General features: G+C 64.8%; 19 protein-coding genes. 14 read left to right on the forward strand and 5 right to left on the reverse strand.

Translation table 11 applies throughout. The features are described from left to right. Positions 1-34 precede the first annotated feature (34 nt). From KZO25_RS18350 to KZO25_RS18370, 5 genes are read left to right on the forward strand one after another with little or no spacing between them, the layout of a single operon-like run. On the forward strand, positions 35-562 hold the full coding sequence (locus KZO25_RS18350; RefSeq protein ID WP_066449346.1) for a TIGR02281 family clan AA aspartic protease: 528 nt from the start codon (positions 35-37) through the stop codon (positions 560-562). A gap of 7 nt (positions 563-569) precedes the next feature. Further along, a complete protein-coding gene (locus KZO25_RS18355; protein WP_066449348.1) occupies positions 570-1562 on the forward strand; it encodes a YihY/virulence factor BrkB family protein in 993 nt (330 codons plus the stop codon). Next, complete coding sequence (locus KZO25_RS18360; RefSeq protein ID WP_223138050.1) at positions 1559-2599, forward strand: NAD(P)H-dependent flavin oxidoreductase; 1041 nt, start codon at positions 1559-1561, stop codon at positions 2597-2599. Before KZO25_RS18355 ends, KZO25_RS18360 begins: the two co-directional genes overlap by 4 nt. Before the next feature lie 43 nt (positions 2600-2642). Then, on the forward strand, positions 2643-4427 hold the full coding sequence (locus KZO25_RS18365; RefSeq protein WP_223138051.1) for a VRR-NUC domain-containing protein: 1785 nt from the start codon (positions 2643-2645) through the stop codon (positions 4425-4427). Continuing rightward, complete coding sequence (locus KZO25_RS18370; RefSeq protein WP_223138052.1) at positions 4424-6736, forward strand: ATP-dependent DNA helicase; 2313 nt, start codon at positions 4424-4426, stop codon at positions 6734-6736. The genes KZO25_RS18365 and KZO25_RS18370 overlap by 4 nt, the downstream gene beginning before the upstream one ends. On the opposite strand, the gene KZO25_RS18375 is transcribed toward KZO25_RS18370, so the two are convergent. After that, positions 6730-8547 carry a monovalent cation:proton antiporter-2 (CPA2) family protein gene (locus KZO25_RS18375; RefSeq protein WP_066449363.1) on the reverse strand — a complete coding sequence of 606 codons (1818 nt, stop codon included), beginning with the start codon at positions 8545-8547 and terminating at the stop codon, positions 6730-6732. The genes KZO25_RS18370 and KZO25_RS18375 overlap by 7 nt on opposite strands. A 291-nt stretch (positions 8548-8838) precedes the next feature. Between KZO25_RS18375 and KZO25_RS18380 the strand changes: the two genes are divergently transcribed. Continuing rightward, complete coding sequence (locus KZO25_RS18380) at positions 8839-9018, forward strand: PLDc N-terminal domain-containing protein (RefSeq protein WP_066449365.1); 180 nt, start codon at positions 8839-8841, stop codon at positions 9016-9018. Positions 9019-9027: 9 nt separating this feature from the next. On the opposite strand, the gene KZO25_RS18385 is transcribed toward KZO25_RS18380, so the two are convergent. Both KZO25_RS18385 and KZO25_RS18390 read right to left on the reverse strand, forming a co-directional pair. Then, positions 9028-9576 carry a GspH/FimT family pseudopilin gene (locus tag KZO25_RS18385; RefSeq protein WP_223138053.1) on the reverse strand — a complete coding sequence of 183 codons (549 nt, stop codon included), beginning with the start codon at positions 9574-9576 and terminating at the stop codon, positions 9028-9030. A 140-nt stretch (positions 9577-9716) separates the two neighbouring features. Further along, positions 9717-9980, reverse strand: a complete 264-nt coding sequence (locus tag KZO25_RS18390; protein WP_223138054.1) for a PP0621 family protein — start codon at positions 9978-9980, stop codon at positions 9717-9719. A gap of 239 nt (positions 9981-10219) precedes the next feature. On the opposite strand from KZO25_RS18390, the gene KZO25_RS18395 reads away from it, so the two are divergent. Then, a complete protein-coding gene (locus KZO25_RS18395) occupies positions 10220-11851 on the forward strand; it encodes an NAD+ synthase (RefSeq protein ID WP_223138055.1) in 1632 nt (543 codons plus the stop codon). A 54-nt stretch (positions 11852-11905) separates the two neighbouring features. Here the strand turns inward: KZO25_RS18395 and KZO25_RS18400 are convergent, their stop codons facing one another. After that, entirely contained in the window at positions 11906-12727 is an 822-nt protein-coding gene (locus KZO25_RS18400; protein ID WP_066443581.1) for an outer membrane protein assembly factor BamD, read from the reverse strand. Between the two features lie 120 nt (positions 12728-12847). Here KZO25_RS18400 and rluD point away from each other — a divergent pair, with 120 nt between their 5' ends. The 5 genes from rluD (at position 12848) to ilvN (ending at position 20077) form a co-directional block, all read left to right on the forward strand. Then, positions 12848-13807 (forward strand): 23S rRNA pseudouridine(1911/1915/1917) synthase RluD, encoded by a 960-nt coding sequence (gene rluD, locus KZO25_RS18405; RefSeq protein WP_066443583.1) that lies wholly within the window; start codon positions 12848-12850, stop codon positions 13805-13807. After that, positions 13804-14559 carry a peptidoglycan editing factor PgeF gene (pgeF, locus tag KZO25_RS18410; RefSeq protein ID WP_223138056.1) on the forward strand — a complete coding sequence of 252 codons (756 nt, stop codon included), beginning with the start codon at positions 13804-13806 and terminating at the stop codon, positions 14557-14559. The genes rluD and pgeF overlap by 4 nt, the downstream gene beginning before the upstream one ends. A 179-nt stretch (positions 14560-14738) precedes the next feature. After that, positions 14739-17321, forward strand: a complete 2583-nt coding sequence (clpB, locus tag KZO25_RS18415; protein WP_066443586.1) for an ATP-dependent chaperone ClpB — start codon at positions 14739-14741, stop codon at positions 17319-17321. Positions 17322-17861: 540 nt separating this feature from the next. Beyond that, positions 17862-19586 (forward strand): acetolactate synthase 3 large subunit, encoded by a 1725-nt coding sequence (locus KZO25_RS18420; protein ID WP_223138057.1) that lies wholly within the window; start codon positions 17862-17864, stop codon positions 19584-19586. After that, positions 19586-20077: an acetolactate synthase small subunit gene (gene ilvN, locus KZO25_RS18425; protein WP_043511804.1), complete on the forward strand. Its 492-nt coding sequence runs from the start codon at positions 19586-19588 to the stop codon at positions 20075-20077. The genes KZO25_RS18420 and ilvN overlap by 1 nt, the downstream gene beginning before the upstream one ends. A 51-nt stretch (positions 20078-20128) precedes the next feature. Here the strand turns inward: ilvN and ilvY are convergent, their stop codons facing one another. Next, positions 20129-21016, reverse strand: a complete 888-nt coding sequence (gene ilvY / locus KZO25_RS18430; protein ID WP_223138058.1) for an HTH-type transcriptional activator IlvY — start codon at positions 21014-21016, stop codon at positions 20129-20131. Positions 21017-21194: 178 nt separating this feature from the next. On the opposite strand from ilvY, the gene ilvC reads away from it, so the two are divergent. Beyond that, the gene (gene ilvC, locus KZO25_RS18435; protein ID WP_223138059.1) at positions 21195-22211 is read left to right on the forward strand and encodes a ketol-acid reductoisomerase; all 1017 of its coding nucleotides are present in this window, start codon (positions 21195-21197) and stop codon (positions 22209-22211) included. A 149-nt stretch (positions 22212-22360) separates the two neighbouring features. Next, positions 22361-23239: a CDP-diacylglycerol--serine O-phosphatidyltransferase gene (gene pssA, locus KZO25_RS18440; RefSeq protein WP_066443602.1), complete on the forward strand. Its 879-nt coding sequence runs from the start codon at positions 22361-22363 to the stop codon at positions 23237-23239. The last annotated feature ends 247 nt before the right edge of the window (positions 23240-23486 follow it).

Raw genomic sequence — 23486 nt, forward strand, 5'->3', positions numbered from 1 at the left:
GGCTGCCTCCGACAATGGCCAGGGGAGATGTGCTATGAGCCGTGGTGACGGGTCAGTCCGACGGACCGGGCTGGGTATGATGCTGCTGTTCTGGATACTGTTCATCGGTGCCGGTGTCTGGTGGTTTCACGGTTTTCTCGAGCAGCAGCGCAACCCCAACGCCCATCTTGTCAATGCAGTGAGCGGGCAAGACGAGCCGGTTGTCCTCGAGCGCAATCGGTCGGGCCATTTCATGGCCACCGGACGCATCAATGGTGAGCCGGTGGAATTTCTGCTCGACACAGGCGCCACCTATGTCGCCGTACCTGCGGATCTGGCGGGACGGCTCGGCCTCGAGCGCACGGGATCGGCCTGGTTCAATACCGCCAACGGCCGTGTGCGTGGGGATCTGACGATGCTCAATGAGGTCAGTTTGGGAGGGTTCACAGCGGATCAGGTGAGAGGCTCCATCAGCCCGGGGCTGGACGGCGACGTGGCTCTGCTGGGGATGAGCTTTCTCAACCGTTTCGATATCGAGATTCGCGATGCCCGGATGATCCTGCGCCCGGCACAGCAACCCTGAGGAGCTCATGACCGACCAACCGAGAGGCCGACGCGCCGAAAGACCCAAGCAGATACCGGGACCTGGCTGGCTGGATGTCGTCTGGCGGGTCAAGCAGGAGCTGGCTGACGACCGGGTCAACCTGCTGGCGGCCGGCATTGCCTTCTATGCTCTGCTGTCGCTGTTTCCCGCACTTGCCGCCGTCATTTCCCTATGGGCGCTGGCCTTTGATCCTCATGAGATTGTCAGTCAGATCAGTGAAATCAGCCGCTTCATGCCGCCGGGTGGGGCGAGCCTGATCAATGAACAGGCGCAAGAAGTCAGCGAAAGCACCGATACGGGGCTGAGTCTGACCGCCATCATCAGCCTGTTGGTAGCACTGTTCGTGGCATCCAAGGGCGTGCGTGGCCTGATGGTGGGGCTCAATGCCGTCTATGGCGAGGATGAACGGCGCCCTTTTTTCCAGCGTTTCCTGGTCGTTGCCATTCTTACCGTGGGGCTGATCCTGATTTCCCTGGGCGCCACCATCTTCGTGGCATTCTTTCCCCTGGCGATCGGCATGCTCGGCCTGGACAGCACGGCGGTCAGGGTGATCGGCTGGCTGCGCTGGCCGGTACTGCTGCTGGTGATGATGCTGGTCATTGCTGCGCTATATCGCTTCGGCCCCTACCGCAGTGCGCCGCGCTGGGAGTGGGTCAGTGTCGGCACCGTGATTGCGACGTTGCTGTGGCTGCTGGGTTCCGGCGGGCTTTCGCTCTATGTTCGCCATGTGGCCGACATGGCCGAGCTGTACGGTTCGCTGGGTACCGTCGTGGTGATGATGCTCTGGTTCTGGCTTTCAGCCTTTGTGGTATTGCTTGGTGCCGAGATCAACGCTGAAATGGAACGACAGACCCGCAAGGACACCACCATCGGCGAGCCGCGACCCATGGGCGAGCGTGGTGCCCATGCCGCCGACACCCTGGGCGCCAAGCGCCCCTGGCGACGGCCCAAGCCAACCCAGCATGGAGACGAATCATGAGCCTGACCCAGCGACTCGGCATCGAGCTTCCCATCCTTCAGGCGCCCATGGCCGGCGTCCAGGGCTCGGCGCTGGCCGTCGCGGTATCCGAGGGCGGCGGGCTCGGCGCCTTGCCCTGCGCCATGCTGAGCCCCAAGGTCATGAGCGACGAACTTGAAAGGATTCGAGCGCAGACTTCACGGCCGCTCAATGTCAATTTCTTCTGCCACCTGCCGGTAGAGCCGGATCCTGCCAGCGGCGCGCGCTGGCATCAGGCGCTGGCGCCCTACTATGAAGAGATGGGCCTCGACATCGACAGCGTGCCGGCTGGTCCCGGCAGGCGGCCCTTCGACGCCGAGGCCTGCAATGTGCTGGAGACATTCCGCCCCGAGGTGGTGAGTTTTCACTTCGGCCTGCCGTCTCCGGTGCTGCTCGAGAGGGTCAAGGCCTGGGGGGCGACGGTGCTCTCCTCGGCCACCACGGTGGAGGAGGCTCTGTGGCTCGAGGCGAATGGTGCCGATGCGGTGATCGTCCAGGGGCTTGAGGCGGGTGGGCATCGTGGGATGTTTCTCACCGAGGACCTCACCACCCAGGTTGGCACCCTGGCGCTGCTGCCCCAGGTGAAGGCGGCCGTCACGCTGCCGGTGATCGCCGCCGGGGGCATCGCCGACGCCCGGGGCGTGGCGGCGGCGCTCGCACTGGGAGCGGATGCGGTGCAGGTCGGAACCGCCTTCCTCTGCTGCCCTGAAGCGACCACCTCGTCGCTGCATCGCCAAGCGCTGCAGAGTGATGCGGCGCGCCACACCGCATTGACCAACCTCTACAGCGGGCGGCCGGCGCGGGGCATCGTCACGCGACTGATGCGTGAGCTTGGCCCGATCAGCCCCCTGGCGCCGGCCTTCCCGCTGGCCACGTCGGCCATCGGCCCGTTGCGCAGCGCCGCCGAGGCGCTGGGAAGCGGTGACTTCTCGCCGCTATGGGCCGGCCAGAATGCCAGCGGTTGCCGCGAAGTGCCTGCCGCCGAACTGCTGCAAGAACTGGCCAGCGAGATTTCCTGATACTCCAATGACGCGGTGGCGACAGGGCTGATATCATGGATGCATGAACAGTGTTTTGCCTGTCGCGCCGGTCACGGCCTCTCTCGATGATCCGTTCTACTACCTGGCGAACTTTCGTTTCGTTCTCGGCTGGGTGAGCGAGCGTCACGATGATCTCTTGGGTGACGGCGAGCGTCGCTTTATCGCCGACTTCGATGCGTTGCCGCGGGCTTCCCAGGCGCTGCTGGTGCGCATGGTCATGCGCAAGGGCGAGTTCTTCCGTACCACGAAGCTGGTCTATGCCGAGATCGACGATGCCCCGGTGGCGCTCGATGCGCTGATTGATGCCGGCTGGGTCGAGGCCGACCCGGTGCTGAGCCTCGGCGAGCTGTTTCGCCAGCTGCGCCTGGCCGAACTGCGCCGCGTCCTCGCAACGGAGATTGCGGCGGCGTGCCTGCCGGCGTCGGCGGCCAAGTCGACGCTGTACCAGGCGCTGTCGGGGCAGCCGGAAGGGGCGCGCCGGCTGGCCAACTGGGGGGATGTGGCAGCGCTGCAGGGGGAGCGGGTCGTGCGGCTATCCATCATGGCCATCTGCGACCGCCTGCGCTTGATGTTCTTCGGCAATCTGCGCCAGGACTGGTCGGAGTTCGTGCTGGCCGAACTGGGCCTGCAGCGCTTTGAGCGGGTTGCCTTCTCGCCCGAGTCGCGGGCCTTTTCGAGCCGCGATGAAGTCGATGCCTACCTGGCGCTGCACCGGCTGCGCGAACGGCTCGAAGAGGGGGAGCTCCCCGAGGCGCTGCACGCCGAGGTGCCGACGGTGCCCAAGGGCAATGCGTGGCTGGGCGAGCGCCGGGCGAGGCTGCTTTATCGGCTGGGACAGGCCGCGGAGCGTGGCGGCCAGCAGGCACTGGCACTCCAGGTCTACGGCGAGGCCGACAGCGGTGGGGATGGAGGCGGAGGCCATGTCGATGCCCGCATCCGCCGCCTGCGCCTGCTGGAGCGCCTGGGTGAGCATCAGCGCGCCTTCGAGCTGGCCTCTGTCATGGTGTCCCGCAAGGAAGCGCTCGGCGAGACTCTCGACGCGCAAGCGCCCGATGAAAGAGAGAGCCAGGCCCTCGAGCGGCTGCTGCCGAGGCTGCGGCGCCGGCTGGGGCTGGCACCGGAACCGCAGCAGGCGCCGCCCCCGCCCGAGCGCTGGGACCTCTGCCTGAGGCGCCCCGTCAGCGACGAGGGGTGGCCGCTCGGCGTGGAGCGGGCCGTCTGCGCCCACCTGGGTACCCCGCAGGCACCGGTGCACTATGTGGAGAATGCGCTGATCACCGGGCTATTCGGCCTGCTCTGCTGGCCGGCGATCTTCGCCCCGCTGCCCGGCGCCTTCTTTCATCCCTTCCACAGTGGCCCGGCGGACCTCAATCGAGCTGACTTCGTGTCACGCCGTCGCGAGCGGTTCGCGGCCTGCCTGGCCCAACTGGATGACGGACGCTACCACGAGACCATTCTCGAGACCTGGCAGTGCAAACGGGGCCTCGCCTCGCCCTTCCTGCACTGGGAGGCGCTCGACGAGGCGCTGCTGCTGCAGGCCTTGGCCAATATCCCCGCCGCCCACCTGCGCGCCTGCTTCGCGCGGCTGCTGCTCGACCCCCGAGCCAACCGGGCGGGCCTTCCCGATCTGATCCAGTTCCTGCCGGAAGCCGATGTCGCGTCACCCGCCTATCGGCTGATCGAGGTGAAGGGGCCCGGCGACCGGCTGCAGGACAACCAGCGCCGCTGGTTGGCGTACTTCCGGGCGCACGGTATTCCCGCCGTGGTGTGCCATGTGACCTGGCAGGACGAGGCGGTAGGATCATGACCGCGAAGGATGGGCAGTATCGCGTGGCGGTACGCGCGCTGTGCGACTTTACCGCCCGTGAAGGCGATCTCGACCATCGCTTCACCCCCTCGCCCAGCGCCCGGGAAGGCATCGCCGGGCATGTCCTGGTGGCGGGCCGGCGTGGTGCCGGTTATGAAGCCGAACTGCCGCTGTCGGGTAGCTACCGGGGCCTGGTGGTCAGCGGCCGCGCCGATGGCTACGACCCCCGGGCCAATTGCCTGGAGGAGGTCAAGACCCATCGCGGCGACCTGGCGCGCATGGCGGCCAACCAGCGCGCCCTGCACTGGGCCCAGGTGAGGGTCTACGGTGCCCTGCTGTGTGCCGAGCGAAAGCTCGAGACGGTGACGCTGGCGCTGGTCTATCTCGATATCGCTACCGGCCGCGAGACCTCGCTGACCGAGGAGGCGAGTGCGGCAGAGCTGGCGGTGTTCTTCCAGGCCCAGTGCCGGCGCTTCCTGGCCTGGGCCGAGCAGGAGAGCCGTCATCGCCAGGCGCGGGACGACGACCTGCTCCGGCTCAGCTTCCCCCACCCCGAGTTTCGCCCCGGCCAGCGGGAGCTGGCCGAGGGGGTCTACAAGGCGGCCGCCACCGCACGTTGCCTGCTGACACAGGCGCCCACCGGCATCGGCAAGACCATCGGCACCCTCTTTCCGCTGCTCACGGCCATGCCGCGCCAGGGCCTCGACCGCATCGCCTTCCTGACCATGAAGACCCCGGGACGCCGCCTGGCGCTGGATGCCCTGGCCCGGCTGGGAGCCGGCGGCGGCGGGGAGCATGGCGAAGAGCGCCGACCGCTGCGGGTGCTGGAGCTGGTGGCCCGCAGCAAGGCCTGCGAGCATCCCGACAAGGCATGCCATGGCGAGGCCTGCCCGCTGGCAGCGGGTTTCTACGATCGCCTGCCGGCGGCGCGCCAGGCGGCGGTAACCCGGGGCTGGCTCGACCGCGAGGCACTGCGCGAGGTGGCGCTAGCCCATGAGGTCTGTCCCTACTACCTGGGGCAGGAGCTGGCCCGCTGGTGCGACGTGACGGTGGGGGACGTCAACCACTACTTCGATGCCGGCGGCCTGCTGCATGGGTTGGCCCAGGCCGACGGCTGGCGCTTGGCGCTGCTGGTGGATGAAGCCCACAACCTGGTCGAACGGGCCCGGGCCATGTACAGCGCCGCGCTCGACCAGCGACACTTCAGCCGGCTGCATCGCTCGGCGCCGCCGGCCCTGGTCCGCCCCCTGGGGCGGGTGGTGCGGCAGTGGCAGGCGCTGGTTCGCGAGGCGGGGCCGGCGTCGGAAGGGGAGCCGGGGCGCCCGGCCTACCGCATCCTCGAAGGGCTTCCCGACAGGCTGGTGGGAGCGCTGCAACTGCTGGCCGCCGCCATCACCGACTATCTGGGCGAGCACCCGACCGGCTCTGACCCGGAACTGCAGGAGGGTCTGTTCGAGGCGCTCGCCTTCTGTCGCCTGGCCGAATCCTTCGGTGATCACTCGCTGTGCGACCTGACGCACCATGGCAGAGGTCATGCCGTCGTCGGGCTGCGCAACCTGGTGCCGGCCGACTTCCTGGCCCCGCGCTTCGCAGCGGCCCGGAGCTGCGTCCTCTTCTCGGCCACGCTGAGTCCCGCGCATTACCATCGCGACCTGCTGGGCCTGCCGGAGGCGAGCGCCTGGCAGTCGGTATCCTCGCCCTTCACCAGCGACCAGCTGGAGGTGCGCATCCAGGGCGGTATCTCGACACGGCTACGGGACCGGGCGGCCTCCGTCGAGCCGATCGTCGCCGAACTGGCAGGGCAGTATCGGCAACGTCCGGGCAACTACCTGGCCTTCTTCAGCAGCTTCGCCTACCTCGAGGCGGTAATGGCACGCCTGCGCGAGGCCCATGCCGAAATACCCGCCTGGGCCCAGACCCGCGGCATGCAGGAGGCCGACCGGGATGCCTTCCTGGCGCGCTTTCGGCCGGGTGGCCGGGGAATCGGCTTTGCAGTGCTGGGTGGCGCCTTCGCCGAAGGCATCGATCTTCCCGGGGATCGGCTGATCGGTGCCTTCATCGCCACCCTGGGGCTGCCCCCGTTCGACCCCTTCAACGAGGCGCTCAAGGTCCGGCTGGAGAGCCGCTTCGGTCGTGGCGACGACTATGCCTACCGTATCCCCGGCCTGATCAAGGTAGTGCAGGCGGCCGGCCGGGTCATCCGGGGGCCGGAGGACCGCGGCACGCTGGTATTGATCGACGACCGCTTCGGCCATCGCCACGTTCGCAGCCTGCTGCCGACCTGGTGGCGGCTCGGGCAGTGTCAGTGAGGCCGGGGCGGGATCTCCTCCACCCGTGTGGCGATATCCTCGTCGGCTTCGTAGAGCGCCTCTAGTTCCCTGGCCGCCTCCTGGATGGTCTGGATCTGTTTCTTCTCGTTGCCGAACACCGCCAGCTGACGCATCAGCGCCTCTTCGTCATGGGGCCGGAAGGTGTCGATGGTGTGCTGGGCCTGGTCGGGCGGGATGCCAAGGCCGACCAGGGCGTCGCGGGTAAGCTCCAGGCTGGCGGGCAGCAGTTCGCGCACGATGTGGATGACGCCGGCCCGCATCAGCAGGTGGGCATGGTAGCGGTTGCGGGCCCGGGCATAGAGCTTGAGGTGGGGAAACTGTCGCCTCGCCTGCTCGACGATACGCATGGACGCCTCGGGGTCTCCCACCGCCACGACCAGTACCCGGGCCTTGTCGGCGCCGGCAGCCTTGAGCAGGTCGATGCGCGAGGCGTCGCCGTAGTAGACCTTGTTGCCGTAGCGCCGTACCACCTCGACCTGCTCGGCGTTGATGTCGAGCACGGTGTAGGGAATCTTCAGCCCCTGCAGGGCGCGCCCCATGATCTGGCCGAAGCGCCCGAAGCCCGCAATGATGATCTGGGGGGACTCGTCCCGGGGGCTATCGTAGGTCGGCTTCGTCCGGGAGGGGGCGTAGAGCCGACGCAGGCCATGGACATGCAGCTGGAAGAGCAGCGGCGTGACCACCATGGAGAGCGAGATCACCAGGATCAGCAGGCTGACCAGCGACTGGTCGAGCAGGGCGGCGGCGGCCGCGGCGGAGAGCAGCACGAAACCGAATTCGCCGCCCTGTGAGAGCAGCACGGCGAGGTTGGCAGCCTCTTTCCAGCTACCGCCATAGAGCCGCGTGGCGATCAGCAGGCTCAGCGCCTTGAGCAGCACCAGTCCCAGGGTCAGGCCGAGCACCACCAGTGGGATCTCCGCCAGCAGGCCGATCTCCGCCATCATGCCCACGGCCATGAAGAACAGCCCCAGCAGCAGGCCGCGGTAGGGCTCGATGTCGGCCTCGATATTGTGGCGATACTCCGAATCGGCAAGCAGTACGCCGGCAATGAAGGCGCCCAGGGCCATGGAGAGGCCGGCCAGCTCCATCAGCAGTGCGGCACCGATCACCACCAGCAGGGCGGTGCCGGCGAAGACCTCGCGGCTGCGAGTGGCGGCAGCATAGTGAAACAGCGGCCGCAGCAGGAAGCGTCCACCGACGATCAGCCCGGCGAAGGCGCCCGCGGCGAGAATCACCTCGCGCAGCAGCGGAGTCGCGCCGTTGGTCATCAAGGCATCTGCGGCGAGCAGGGGAACGATGGCCAGCACCGGAATCGCGGCCAGATCCTGGAACAGCAGCAGGGCGAAGGCGTGGCGCCCGTGGCGGGTCTGCAGCTCCTTGCGTTCACCAAGCAGGTGCAGGACCAGCGGCGTGGAGCAGAGTCCCAGGCTGAAACCCACCACAATGGCGGCGGCGGGCGACAGCCCCAGCCACCAGGCAGCCAGGGCGAGCAGCAGGGTGGTGACGCTGACCTGCAGGCTGCCGAAGCCGAACACGGCCTTGCGCATCACCCGGAGGCGGGAGGGCTTGAGCTCGAGGCCGATCACGAACAGCAGCAGGACGATGCCCACCTGGGAAAACTGCAGTACGCCCTGAGCGTCCGGCACCAGGGCCAGCACCGAAGGGCCGATGACCACCCCGGCGGCCAGGTAGCCGAGCACCTCGCCGAGCCCCAGGCGCTTGAACACCGGCACGATCAGTACCGCCGCGGCGAGAAAGATCAGCACATTGAACAGCAGTCCGCTGGCCAAGAGTCACTCCTTTCAGGTTGGGCAAGGGAGGACCATTCTACCCGACAAGAGACATTGATCTTTTCCTTTGCAATTCACTGCAAGCAATTTGCGCGCCATTTTTCGCCGATTGCTCTCTTGCGGCAATCGTAGCGGGGCAGTGAGACCTGGGCTGACCAGCCCAGGCGGAGGGTACTGCAGGCGCCAGAGTTACAGAGCCTGACATTTTGCTACGGCTTTGGTTTGTGACGGTAACCTGGCCGTGCTACTCCTAGAGGACCTTCTGTTACTGAATCGACAAGGAGATGTCCGATGGGAATTGAAGTAGGTGGTTTATTAGGCCTTATCTGGCTGATCATCCTGGTCTGGGCCATCGTCAAGGTGGCGAAGAGCCCGGCTGGCCCCGTGGCCAAGCTGCTATGGATCCTTGTCCTGTTGCTCTTCCCGCTGGTGGGGTTGATCGTGTGGCTGTTGATGGGCCCCAAGGGTTAGGGGCCTGTCTCAGCAGGTCGCTCCGGTCTCTACCCGCACCCGGCCGAAGTTGCTGACGACGACCCTGGCGCCGGTATCGTGTCGACCGCATATCGTGAAAGTGCCGTTGTGCCCGGCCGGTCGCCCCAAGGGGCCATAGCGCACCGGCCGACCATCCTGACGATAGCTGACGGATACCACACGGCTGTCGTCCAGAATACGGAGCACCTCGTCGCTGCCGATATTGCCTCCTTCGGCACGGCCCTGTATCACCATCAGCGGGGCCGTCCAGTCACCGTTGTTGCAGCTAAGGGCATCGTGGCTGGGGCAGACGGTGACAGTGGCACGGCGAGCGATGGCCGTGTTGCGGGCCAACGCCAGTGCCGACTTGAGCCGCAGCACCTCGGCCGATACCTCTTGGCGAGCGCTCAGTGTCTGGAAGGCGGGGATGGCCCAGCCGAACAGCAGGGTCATGACCGCAATGGCGACCAGCAGCTCGACCAGGGTCAGGCCGCGCTGGTCGGCCAGAGAAGCGGGACCGCCGAGCAAGGCGGCGCCGACTGGAGCGTCCGTGCGCATGGTGCTCTCCCAGAGTGAAATCCCTTATCAGATGGGCTTTTTTACTCTAGTCGGGCCTGGCGAGGCTTCCGTAAGCGATGTCTGACAGAGTGTGTAGGCATCCTGCCGAACGGGCTGTATGCGAACGGCGAGGGTGGTGCTTACTCCTCGGGCTTCTGCTCCTGCAGGTAGCGATCGCGGTGGGCGCTGGAACAGAACCACTCGCCCCGGTCGCGCAGGGCCTCGTTTTCCGGTACGTGGACCTGGCACCAGCGACAGCGAACCATCTGGCCACCCTCCTGGCGCTTGTCATCCTCAAGCAGTTCCTCCTGATTGAGCTTCCATTCGCGGTACATGCGGTAGAGTTTGAGGCCGGCGAAGAACAGCACGGCGAAGATGATCAAACGAATGAGCAATAGGTTCATCCTTTTCTGGCTCCCTGATGAGAGGGTGTCTACTAAGCTAATACGTTAGCCATGCGATATTGAAACCAACCTCAACGCGCTTTAAAAAAGCGCGTAAGCTCTGGTTTTCATCGGGTTTCGTCTTGCCTGGCCGTCGCTCGTGAGGTTCGTAAACTCCCTCTGGGGCGAGCGGCTTTGCCAGCCGGACGCCCTTGCGGGACAATATGAATACATTGGATTCTCAAGAGATTTCTACGCCCATGCAAGACTTGACGCTGGTAATGGCTCAATTGGACCCGCTGGTGGGGGACATTCCCGGCAATGCCGACCGTGCCATCGAGGCCGTACGTGAGGCGCGTATCGAGCATGGTGCCGATATCGTGGTGTTCCCCGAGCTGTATCTCAGCGGTTATCCGCCTGAGGACCTGCTGCTGCGACCTTCCATGGAGACCCGTTTGCGCGAGGCACGTTCCCGGATGGCGGCCAAGGTTGTCCGTGACGTGCTGGTGATCATCGGCTATCCCGGACGCCGGGAGGGTAACGGCTACAACCTGGCGGGGTTGCTTTACAACGGTGAATGGCTCGACGAGTACGCCAAACAGGTGCTGCCCAACTACCAGGTGTTCGATGAACGGCGCTACTTCGCTACCGGTGAGCAGAGCCTGGTGATCGAGCACAAGGGAGCGAAGCTCGGCCTGTTGATCTGCGAAGACCTGTGGGATGGCGCGCCGGTTCGAAAGGCCCGCGATGATGGCGCCGAGATACTGATCACCCTCAATGCCTCTCCCTACCATCAGGACAAGCCGGGCGAGCGCCTGCGCCTGCTCGAGCAGCGTGCCGCCGAGGTGGGGCTTCCGGTGGTCTATGTCAATACCATCGGCGGTCAGGACGAGCTGGTGTTCGACGGTGGCTCGGCCTGCGTGGATGGCAGTGGCGTCTTGCGCGTTTTGGCTCCCTACTGGCAGGCGGGCCTGATGCCGGTCCAGTTCGTGCAGGAGGGTGGACGCTGGGTGCCGCAGGAGGGGGAGATCGAGCCCCCGGAGGAGCCGGAGGAGAGCCTCTACTGTGCCCTGGTCAGCGGCCTGCGCGACTACGTCAACAAGAGCGGCTTCGATGGCGTGGTGATGGGGTTGTCCGGTGGCATCGATTCCGCCCTGTCGCTTGCCATCGCCGTGGATGCGCTGGGTCCGCAGCGGGTCCAGGCGGTGATGATGCCGTACCGCTACACTGCCGATATCTCACGCGAGGACGCCGCCGAGCAGGCCCGGATGCTGGGTGTCGGCTATCAGGTCCTGCCGATCGAGCCAATGGTGGATGCCTTCATGGCGACCCTGGTAGAGACCTTCGCCGGCACACAGCGGGATACCACCGAGGAGAACCTGCAGTCGCGCTGTCGTGGCGTGCTGCTGATGGCGATCTCCAACAAGAAGGGGTTGATGGTGCTGACCACCGGCAACAAGAGCGAGATGGCGGTGGGCTATGCCACGCTCTATGGCGACATGGTCGGTGGTTTCAATGCCCTCAAGGATGTCTACAAGACCTGGGTCTATCGGCTGGCCCGCTGGCGCAATACCCAGTCACCGGCGATACCCGAACGGGTCATCGAGCGCCCCCCCTCTGCCGAGCTGGCGCCGGACCAGAAGGACAGTGACTCGCTGCCCGACTACGATGTGCTCGATGCCATCCTGATGCGCTATATCGAGGGCGACATGAGTGCGGAGGCGATAATCGAGTCGGGATACGATCGTGACGACGTCTATCGGGTGGTCCAATTGGTCGACCGCTGTGAATACAAGCGGCGTCAGGCGCCGGTAGGGGTGCGGGTGACGCCGCGGGGCTTCGGTCGAGATCGTCGCTACCCCATCGTCAACGGCTGGCAGCCGGGCGAATAGGCCGAAAAAAAAACCGCGATGTCTCATCGCGGTTTTTTTATTGCAGGCCGTGGCTCAGGCGGAAAGTGCCTGGGCGCTGACATGTTGAGGCCGGAAGGTTCGGCCGCGCAGCCGTTCGTTGCCGGGATCGTTCTCGATCAGCACCTGCAGCACCTCGCGGGCGCGATCGCGCATGTCGAGGCCCAGGTAGCCTTCCACCATCACCGCCAGTGCGTCGCGGGTGGCTTCGGCCTCGGGATAGTTCTCGACCACCCAGCGGCCGCGCTCCACGGCCGCCAGATAGGCGCCCTTGCGCAGGTAGAAGTCGGCGACATGGAGTTCATGCCGCGCCAGCAGGTTGCGCAGGTAGACGATGCGCTGCTGGGCATCCGGTGCGTACTCGCTGTCTGGATAGCGGCTGACCAGTTCACGGAAGTCGGTATAGGCGTCCCGCGAGGCACCGAGATCACGCTTCGATATGTCGATCAAGCGCAGTCGCTCCAGGCTGAAGCGGCCTGCTTGCCAGGAGGAGAGTCCGCGCATGTAGAGCGCGTAGTCGGCCTGAGGGTGGGTGGGGTGCAGGCGAATGAAGCGGCTGGCTGCGGCGCGGGCGGCCTCCCAGTCATTCGTCTCGTAGTAGGCGTAGATCAGCTCAAGCTGCGCCTGTTCGGCATGACGGCCGAAGGGAAAGCGGGTATCGAGCGCCTCGAGACGAGAGATCGCCGTGGTGTGGCGCCCTCTCTCCAGAGCCTCCCGGGCCTCTTCATAGAGCTCTTGTTCGGCGACGCCGGCGAACTCGTCCTGGTCGTTCGAGCCTGACCTGCCGGCGCAACCGGTGACCAGGGCAGTGGCCAGCAGCAGGGCGACAAGGCGTGTAGCGATGGTGGAAACGCGCATCCTGATCCTCGTGTCTAACATCCCGTGTCGGCCATGGTAGGATTGGCCGTAACCCGTCCACTATAAAGCACCTTGCGTGAAAACGCAGTCCTCCGGTGCCTTCCCAGCGATAGCCCCTATATGCCCCAGATTTTGGAAGCCCAGCAACGAGTGCCCGTTTCCCTTGCCGGAGTCCGACTGGACCAGGCTGCCGCAGAGCTCTTTGCCGACCATTCACGCGAACGGCTCAAGGGCTGGATCAAGCAGGGTGCCCTGACGGTGGATGGCCTGGCCGGCAAGCCCAAGGACAAGGTCGCTGGCGGCGAGTGGCTGCGCCTCGTCGCCGAGCTCGAGGATGATACCCGCTTCGAGGCTGAGGATATTCCCCTTGACGTGGTCCATGAGGACGACGAAGTGCTGGTCATCAACAAGCCGGCGGGGCTGGTGGTCCACCCGGCGGCGGGCAATCCCGACGGCACGCTGCTCAATGCACTGCTGTATCACTGCCCGACGCTCGCCATGGTGCCCAGGGCGGGGATCGTGCATCGCCTGGACAAGGACACCACCGGGTTGATGGTGGTCGCCAAGACATTGACCGCCCAGACCGCGCTGGTCGACCAGCTGCAGACGCGCACGGTCTCGCGGGAATACGATGCCGTGTCGGTGGGAGTAATGACGGCCGGGGGAACCGTGGATGCGCCGATCGGTCGGCACCCCAAGGACCGCAAGCGACAGGCGGTCACCGCCAACGGCAAGCCCGCGGTGACCCACTACCGGGTGGTGGAGCGATTCCGCGCCCACACCCATGTACGTTGCCGGTTAGAGACCGGGCGCACCCACCAGATCCGCGTCCACCTGGCCCATCAACGCTTTCCCCTGATCGGCGACCCGGTCTATGGGGGGCGCCTCAAGCTGCCGCCAGGCGCCAGTGAGGGGCTCAAGGATTTGCTGCGCGGCTTTCCCCGCCAGGCGCTGCATGCCCGCAAGCTGGCCTTCGATCACCCTGCCAGTGGCGAGCGAGTCGAGTTTCGTGCCGCCCTGCCCGATGATCTGCTGATGTTGATCGACTATCTCCGCGACGACCGCGAGGCAATGCTATGAGCGATGCTCCTCACCTGCAGCCCACCCTGATCGAGCCGGACTGGCCGGCTCCCCTGAGTGTCGGTGCCTTCGTAACCACTCGCGAGTCCGGTCCCAGTCAGGGAGACTTCGCCAGTTTCAATCTGAGCGACCGGGTGGGTGACAACCCCAATCATGTGGCGCTCTGCCGCCGGCTGCTGACGGATGAAGTCGACAGAGACAGGCCGCTGTTGTGGCTGAATCAGGTACATGGCGCCCGGGTTCAGGCCAGCTACTCCGAGGCCATGCCCGATGCCGATGCCGCCGTGGCCTTCGATTCAAGCTACGCGTGCGTGGTACTTACCGCCGACTGCCTGCCAGTCTTCTTCTGCAATCGGCAGGGCACCCGGGTGGGCGTGGCCCATGCGGGCTGGCGCGGGCTGGCCGGCGGCGTGCTGGAAGCCTCGGTGGCGGCGCTGGGCGTGCCACCGGAAGAGGTAATGGCCTGGCTGGGTCCGGCGATCTCCAATGCCCAGTTCGAGGTCGGCCCCGAGGTGCAGCAAGCGTTCTCTGGGGTCCACCCCGAGGCAGAGGCCGCCTTCGACCCGAGCCCCTATCGCCTGGGTCATTTCATGGGCGATCTATACAAGCTGGCCCGGCTGCGGCTGGAGCGGCTTGGCGTGTCTCATGTCAGCGGCGGCCACTTCTGTACCGCCTGCGAGTCGCGCTTCTACTCCTATCGCCGTGATGACGGCCGAACCGGGCGGATGGCCAGCGTGATCTGGCTAAGGTGAGCTTGGCTTTCAGGCGCCGCTCTCTGGCATAGCCTGACCTGTGTCAACCTGAACCCCCTTTCCCTGGCGGGCGACTTGAAAGCCGGCCACGCTGACTCCATTGATACTGTCAAACGCGATATGACAGGGCCAAGCGGCGCGTCCAAGCAGCGCCGCCACCCCGATGGAGGAGTGATCGAATGCGATTCGACAAGTTTACCGGCAAGCTGCAGAACGCCGTGGCTGATGCACAATCATTGGCCGTGGGGCGTGGGCACAACCAGCTCGACCCCGGCCACCTGCTGCTGGCGCTACTTGATGCCAGCGACACCGGCGTCAAGGCGCTGATACAGCGAGCCGACGGCGACCCTGCCCGGCTGCGCGACAGCCTGGTGGGTTATCTCGACGACCTGCCCCAGGTCAGCCAGTTCGAGGGGGAGGTGCAGCCCTCCCGTGACCTGATCAAGCTGTTCAATCTCACCGACCGCGAGGCGCAGAAACGCGGTGATCAGTACATTGCCAGCGAACTGGTGCTGCTGGCGGCGCTGGAAATGCGCCATGGCGTGAGCAAGCTGCTGACCCAGGCCGGCGTGACGCGCAAGTCACTGGAGACGGCCATCAATAGCTTGCGGGGTGGCGAGCGGGTCGAGGACCCCAATGCCGAGGAGCAGCGCGAGGCTCTGGAGAAATACACACTGGACCTCACCGAGCGGGCCGCCAGCGGCAAACTCGATCCGGTGATCGGCCGCGACGACGAGATCCGCCGTACTATCCAGGTGCTGCAGCGTCGCACCAAGAACAATCCGGTGCTGATTGGTGAGCCCGGCGTGGGCAAGACCGCCATCGTCGAGGGCCTGGCCCAGCGCATCGTCGACGGCGAGGTGCCGGAAGGGCTCAAGGACAAGCGGGTGCTGTCGCTGGACATGGGCTCGCTGCTGGCAGGGGCCAAGTTCCGCGGCGAGTTCGAGGAGCGCCTCAAGTCGGTGCTCAAGGAGCTTGCTCAGGAGGAGGGCCGGGTGATCCTGTTTATCGACGAGCTGCACACCATGGTCGGCGCCGGCAAGGCGGAGGGTGCCATGGACGCCGGCAACATGCTCAAGCCGGCGCTGGCCCGCGGCGAGCTGCACTGCGTGGGTGCCACCACCCTGGACGAGTACCGCAAGTACATCGAGAAGGACGCTGCCCTGGAGCGCCGCTTCCAGAAGGTGCTGGTGGAAGAGCCCTCCGAGGAGGACACCGTGGCGATCCTGCGCGGGCTCAAGGAGCGCTACGAGGTACACCACAAGGTCGATATCACCGACGGTGCTATCATCGCCGCGGCCAAGCTCTCGACCCGCTACATCACCGACCGGCAGCTGCCCGACAAGGCCATCGACCTGATCGACGAGGCCTCGTCGCGCATCCGCATGGAACTGGACTCCAAACCGGAGGTGATGGACCGGCTCGACCGGCGGCTGATCCAGCTGAAGATGGAGCGTGAGCACCTCAAGAAGGAGACCGATGAGGCGTCGAAGAAGCGGCTCGAAAGCCTCCAGGAGCAGATCGACGATCTCGAGCGTGAATACGCCGACTTCGACGAGGTCTGGAAGGCCGAGAAGGCCAGCATTCAGGGGGCGGGGCAGTTCAAGGAGGAGCTCGAGCGCGCGCGCATCGACCTGGAACAGGCGCGTCGCCAGGGCGATCTCGCACGCATGTCGGAGCTACAGTACGGGGTGATTCCCGAGCTGGAGCGAAAGATCGCCGAGAGCAGCGAGGCGGAAGCCGATACCTCCCGGCACCAGCTGCTGCGCTCCAACGTCACCGAGGAGGAGATCGCCGAGGTGGTATCGCGCTGGACCGGCATCCCGGTGGCCAAGATGCTGGAGGGCGAGCGCGACAAGCTGCTGCGCATGGAGGAATCACTGCATGAGCGGGTGATCGGCCAGGATGAGGCGGTTACCGCCGTGGCCAACGCCGTGCGCCGCTCTCGAGCAGGTCTCTCGGACCCCAATCGCCCCAACGGCTCTTTCCTGTTCCTTGGCCCCACCGGGGTGGGCAAGACGGAGCTATGCAAGGCGCTGGCCCATTTCCTCTTCGACACCGAGGAGTCCATGGTGCGCATCGACATGTCGGAATTCATGGAGAAACACTCCGTGGCACGGCTGATCGGTGCGCCTCCCGGCTATGTCGGCTACGAGGAGGGGGGGTACCTTACCGAGGCGGTGCGTCGCCGGCCCTACTCGGTGCTGCTGCTCGACGAGGTGGAGAAGGCCCATGCGGATGTGTTCAATATCCTGCTGCAGGTGCTGGAGGACGGTCGCCTGACCGATGGCCAGGGTCGCACCGTGGATTTCCGCAACACCGTGATCGTGATGACCTCGAACATGGGCTCGGACATCATCCAGCGCATGGGCGGTGATGACAGCGACTACGAGCAGATGAAGGAGATGGTGATGGCGGTGGTCGGCGACCACTTCCGGCCGGAGCTGATCAACCGCATCGACGAGGTGGTGGTGTTCCACGCCCTCATGCAAGAGCAGATCCAGGCCATTGCCGGCATCCAGCTTGATCGCCTTCGCGCTCGGCTCGCCGAGTATCAGTTGGGGCTGGAGGTCAGCGACGAAGCCCTTGCCCAACTGGCCGTGGTGGGCTTCGACCCGGTCTATGGTGCCCGGCCGCTCAAGCGAGCGATCCAGAGCCGCATCGAGAATCCGTTGGCCCAGGATCTGCTGGCGGGCAAGTTTCGTCCCGGCGACGTGATACGTGTGACCGCCGAGAACGGGAAATTGTCGTTCAGCGCCTGACACAAAGCGTTACGCAGTTGGTCGGCCACGATATTGCCGACTGTCTACACTGAATACAGGTTGCGTCCTGTAACCCCCTTGCCCGCCAGCCTTTTACCGGCGGGCTTTTTTATTTTAAATCTTGCGGAGATTCACCCCCTGGGCTAGCAAAAATCGCTTGGCGGTTGACACTGCTGCGGCGCTATTGGAATCTTGACCGTTCCTGATTTGCGGGCGCGGACTCTGCGGGCAACCCCCCATTACCGCGTGACGGGTAGGCCGTGTCGCCTTTACCCGCCGAAGGACTACCGGGACCGGGCCAACCGCCCGTCCTGGCCAACGCCCCGACGCGGTTAACCGCCGTGAAGGGAACGCATGATTTATGGCGCGAGCGCAGCAATAAATCTGAGTTCCCGAATGAGAGTGCAGGCCCCAACAGGGCCAATTGCCAGGGTTTGGCATCAGGTGCCGGCGTATCCGGCAGCGACATACCGTCGCACTCGAACCCGTGCCCGCCTGTGGGCGCGGATCGCACTCGAGACCTCCAGGGGAGAAACACACGTGGAACTGCTTTCCGGCGCGGACATGATTGCCCGATTCCTGCAGGATGAGGGCGTCGAATATATTTACGGCTATCCCGGTGGCGCGGCGCTGCACATCTACGATGCGCTGTTCCGCCAGGACAAGGTCAAGCACATTCTTGTGCGCCACGAGCAGGCGGCGACCCATGCCGCCGACGGCTATGCTCGGGCCTCGGGCAAGCCCGGCACGGTGCTGGTGACCTCCGGTCCCGGCGCTACCAATGCCGTTACCGGCATCGCCACTGCCTACATGGACTCGATACCCATGGTGGTGCTGTGTGGCCAGGTGGCCAGCCACCTTATCGGCGAAGATGCTTTCCAGGAGACCGATATCATCGGGGTGACGCGGCCCATCGTGAAGCACAGCTTCTCGATCAAGCACCCGTCCGAGATTCCGGAAGTGCTCAAGAAGGCCTACTACCTGGCTTCAACCGGCCGTCCCGGCCCGGTAGTGGTGGACATTCCCAAGGACATGACCGCCCCTACCGAACGCTACGAGTACGTCTATCCCAAGAAGATCAAGATGCGCTCGTACAACCCGGTGGCCCGTGGTCATACCGGCCAGATCAAGAAGGCCGTCGACCTGATGCTCAAGGCCAAGCGGCCGATGTTCTACACCGGCGGCGGTGTGGTCACCGGTCGGGCCAGCGAAGGTCTCACCGATCTGGTGAAGCGGCTGGGCTATCCGATCACCACCACGCTGATGGGCATCGGCTCCTACCCGCAGAGCGATCGTCAGTGCCTGGGCTGGCTGGGCATGCACGGCTCCTATGAGTCGAACATGGCGATGCACCATGCCGACCTGATTATCGCCATCGGGGCGCGATTCGACGACCGGGTCACCAACAACACCTCCAAGTTCTGTCCCACGGCCAAGATCGTGCATGTAGATATCGACCCCAGCTCGGTCTCGAAGACCGTGCGGGCGGACGTGCCCATCGTCGGGCCGGCGGGTAGCGTGATCAACGAGATGATCAGCCTGCTGCAAGGCAAGGAGATCGAGCATCCCGACGCGCTGGGCGAGTGGTGGCAAAAGATCGAAGGCTGGCGCGAGGAGCGGGCGGGCAAGCTTTACGAACCCTCTCACTCGGGTGAGGCGCTCAAGCCGCAGGAGGTGATCGAGGCGCTCTGCGAGGCCACGCGTGGCGAGGCGTACGTGACCACCGACGTGGGTCAGCATCAGATGTTCGCGGCCCAATACTACAAGTTCGACAAGCCCAATCGTTTCATTACCTCCGGCGGGCTCGGCACCATGGGCTTCGGCTTCCCGGCGGCCATGGGCATCAAGCAGAACTTCCCGGATGAACAGGTGATCTGCGTCACCGGCGAAGGCAGCTTCCAGATGATGATGCAGGAGCTGTCGACCTGTAAGCAGTTCGGCGGCGGCGTGAAGATCGTCAACCTGAACAACGCCTCGCTGGGCATGGTGCGGCAGTGGCAGGACCTCAACTACAAGTCGCGCCATGCGCACTCCTACATGGAGTCGCTGCCCGACTTCAGCAAGCTGATCGAGGCATATGGCTTCACTGCGCTGCGGGTGGAGACGAAGGATGAACTCGGCCCGGCGCTCGAGCGCACCTTCGCCGACAACCATGAGCTGGTGTTCCTCGACGTCATCGTCGACCCGCGCGAGCACGTTTATCCGATGCAGGTGCCACTGGGCTCCATGCGTGACATGCTGCTTTCCAAGACGGAGCGGACCTGATGCGTCATATCATCTCGATTCTGATGGAAAACGAACCGGGCGCTCTGTCTCGTGTGGTGGGGCTGTTCTCGCAGCGCAACTTCAACATCGAGACGCTGAACGTGGCGCCCACCGAGGACCCGTCGCTCTCACGGCTGACCGTGACCACCGTGGGCGACGACCGGGTCATCGAGCAGATCACCAAGCATCTCAACAAGCTGATCGACGTGATCAAGCTGGTCGACCTCACCGAGGGCAACCACATCGAGCGCGAGCTGATGCTGGTGAAGGTCAAGGCCCTGGGGGCGGCCCGCGACGAGGTCAAGCGCACGGTGGATATCTTCCGCGCGCAGATTGTCGATGTGACGCCGAGCCTCTACACGGTGCAGATCACCGGTGACGCCGGCAAGCTGGATGCCTTCCTCCAGGCCATGGGGCCGGTGGGCATTCTCGAAGTGGCACGGACGGGGGTATCCGGTATTGCCCGCGGGGATAAAGTCCTCAGCCTCTGATTCGTACCTCTTGACGCCTTCCAAGCCGCCCTTCGGGGCGGCTTTTTCGTCTCAGCGTTCCACTACCTCGTCCCACAGGGCCTGGATCAGCGGGCTTCTCAGGCGGCGATTGAGCACGCACAGCCCGACGTCGTAGTGGGGCAGCTCCGGCTTGACCGGCAGCACCCTGACCCGCTCGAGGAGCGGGCTGTTGTCGAGCACGATCTTCGGCACCACGCCGACCCCGAAGCCCAGGCCGACCATGCTGACGATCGCCTCGTGGCCGGCGACCTGGGCATAGATGCGCGGGGCGACGCCCAGGGCCTTGAACCAGGTATCGCTGTACTCCCGCGACAGACCTGCCTCGGAGAGAATCATCGGCACGTTCTGCCACTGGGTGGTGGAGGGGGATTCGGGCGTGCCGGGAATCCAGTCGGCCTGGGCGGCGGGGGCGATGAAGACCAGCGGCGAGCGAGTCAGCGACTTGAAGGCCAGCGGACCGGGCACGCTACGGGGGCGAGGCGTGATCGCCATGTCCTCTTCGCCGTCGAGTACCCGTGACATGGATTCGGCGGGGTCGCCGGTATGCAGCTTGAGTTCGATTCGCGGGTGGCGCAGGCGAAAATCGCTGAGCAAGTCGTAGAGGAAGCTGTAGCTGGCGGTGACCGAGCAGTAGATGCTGATCTCGCCGGCGAGTTCGTCGGCATGTCGGCTCAGCGTGTGGCGCAGCACTTCCCACTGCGCCAGGGTGTCCCTGGCGTAGTCCTGGAAGTGCAGGCCCTGGGGGGTCAGGGTCACATGGCGGTTGTCGCGCTCGAACAGCGGTACTTCCAGGTTTTGCTCCAGTTGGCGAATGGTGCGCGAGAGCGTGGAAGGGCTGACGTGGCAGAGTTCGCTGGCACGACCGAAGTGCAGCGTATCGGCAAGGGCGAGAAATTGCTTGAGGGGTCGCATGTCCATGCTCTGATTATTTCATATTTCGGCATGTCATATTGCAAATATAGCGTTTTACGCAATGTCGGTGCTGGCGTAAGGTGGCGGCATCGGATGGCAGGAATCCCAGTGCCGCGACAGACGGCGCGGGTGGCCATCAACGCTGACACCTCAAACCTTCGGTTAACCACTTCAGGAGCACAACATGCGCGTTTATTACGACAAGGATTGCGATCTCTCCCTCATCCAGGGCAAGAAGGTCACCATCGTCGGCTATGGTTCCCAGGGCCATGCCCATGCCAACAACCTGAAGGAGTCGGGTGTCGACGTCACCGTCGCCCTGCGTGCCGGCTCGTCCTCCGCGGCCAAGGCCGAGGCCGCAGGCCTCAAGGTCTCCAGCGTGCCGGAGGCGTGCAAGAGCGCCGACGTGGTGATGATCCTGGCGCCGGACGAGAACCAGAAGGCTATCTACGAGAACGAGGTCGAGCCTAACCTGAAGCAGGGCGCCACCCTGGCCTTCGCCCACGGCTTCAACATCCACTACAACCAGATCGAGCCGCGCCGCGACCTGGACGTGATCATGATCGCGCCCAAGGCGCCGGGCCACACCGTGCGCTCCGAGTTCGTCAAGGGCGGCGGTATCCCTGACCTGATCGCCATTCATCAGGATGCCTCCGGCACCGCCAAGGAGCTGGCGCTCTCCTATGCTGCCGGCGTCGGCGGTGGCCGCAGCGGCATCATCGAGACCACCTTCAAGGACGAGACCGAGACCGACCTGTTCGGTGAGCAGGCCGTGCTGTGCGGCGGTGCGGTCGAGCTGGTCAAGGCCGGTTTCGAGACCCTGACCGAGGCTGGTTACGCCCCGGAAATGGCCTACTTCGAGTGCCTGCATGAGCTCAAGCTGATCGTTGACCTGATGTACGAGGGCGGCATCGCCAACATGAACTACTCCATCTCCAACAACGCGGAGTATGGCGAGTACGTGACCGGCCCCGAGATCATCAACGAGCAGTCGCGTGCGGCGATGCGCAACGCACTCAAGCGCATCCAGACCGGCGAATACGCCAAGATGTTCATCAACGAAGGCAACAGTAACTATCCGTCGATGACCGCCCGTCGTCGCCTGAATGCCGAGCACGACATCGAACAGGTCGGTGCCAAGTTGCGCGGCATGATGCCGTGGATTGCCGCCAACCAACTGGTGGACAAGTCCAAGAACTGAGTCTCGGCTCGGCAGTACAATGCCAAGGGCGCGGATTTCCGCGCCCTTGGCATATCCGAAGGTATCCACTGCGCTATGCGCTTCGGTGACAGCGTGTAGAATGAAGGCATCGCCTTTGGGCGACCCCATTCTGGCAATGGACGAGACGAATGAGTCAGGATCCCCGTAATACCGAGCATGACCCACGTGATGAGAGTGCTGAGTCCGCCCCGGCCGAGCACGAACGCCTCCCCCCTGCCGAGGAAGACCTGGCCGCCGCTTTCGTTCGCGAAACGGAGGTTATCGAGGAATCCATTGAAGACGGCAAGAAGGTGAGGCGCAGGGGAATCTATCTGCTGCCCAATCTGTTCACGACATCGGCGCTGTTTGCCGGTTTCTTCTCCGTGGTGGCCGGTATCAATGGTGACTTCACTGCCGCCGCGGTGGCCATTTTCATCGCCATGGTGCTCGATGGCCTGGATGGGCGTGTCGCCCGCATGACCAATACCCAGAGTGCCTTTGGTGCCGAATACGATAGCCTTTCCGACATGGTCTCCTTCGGCGTGGCGCCGGCGCTGGTGGCCTTCACCTGGATCCTTCAGGACATCGGAAAGACCGGCTGGGTGGTGGCCTTCCTCTATGTGGCCTGTGCTGCCTTGCGCCTGGCGCGGTTCAACGTGCAGGTCGGCAGCGTCGACAAGAAGTGGTTCGTTGGCCTGCCTAGCCCGTCGGCTGCCGCCTTCGTGGCGGCAAGTGTATGGACCTTTCACAGCTTCGATGCCGATGCCGTTGGATTCAAAGTGCTGATGCTGCTGGTGGTGGCTGCCGCTGGCGTGCTGATGGTCAGTAATATCCGCTACTACAGCTTCAAGGAGATCGACCTCAAGGGGCCGGTTCCCTTCGTGGTGCTGCTGGCCATCGTGCTGGGTTTCGTGGTGATCTCGGTGGAGCCCTCGGTGATGCTGCTATTACTGTTCGGTGCCTATGTGGCATCCGGCCCGACTCAAGCGATAATGCGCAAGATGAAGCAGCCCCCTGCCACGGGCTGAAGTCCGGTTTCTCTCTGGCCTTTCGTTGCGACGCCCGCCCTGTGCGGGCGTCGCGCTGTGCGGGCGTCGCGCTGGAGGATCGGTGCAGCGCGCCGGCATGCTTGTCCACAGCTACTCGCCCGAAACCGCCTGTGGATAGGCGCTTCGGGCGGGCGGTGAAATTTTCCGACAAAAGTCCTTGCGGCCGCGGCCCCCAGCCCGTAAAGTACGCATCCGCTGCCGGCAACGGGCAAACGTTACCGGCGGT

It is taken from the genome of Halomonas sp. ANAO-440 (assembly GCF_019915905.1).
In the GTDB taxonomy this organism is placed as follows: Bacteria; Pseudomonadota; Gammaproteobacteria; order Pseudomonadales; family Halomonadaceae; genus Halomonas; species Halomonas chromatireducens.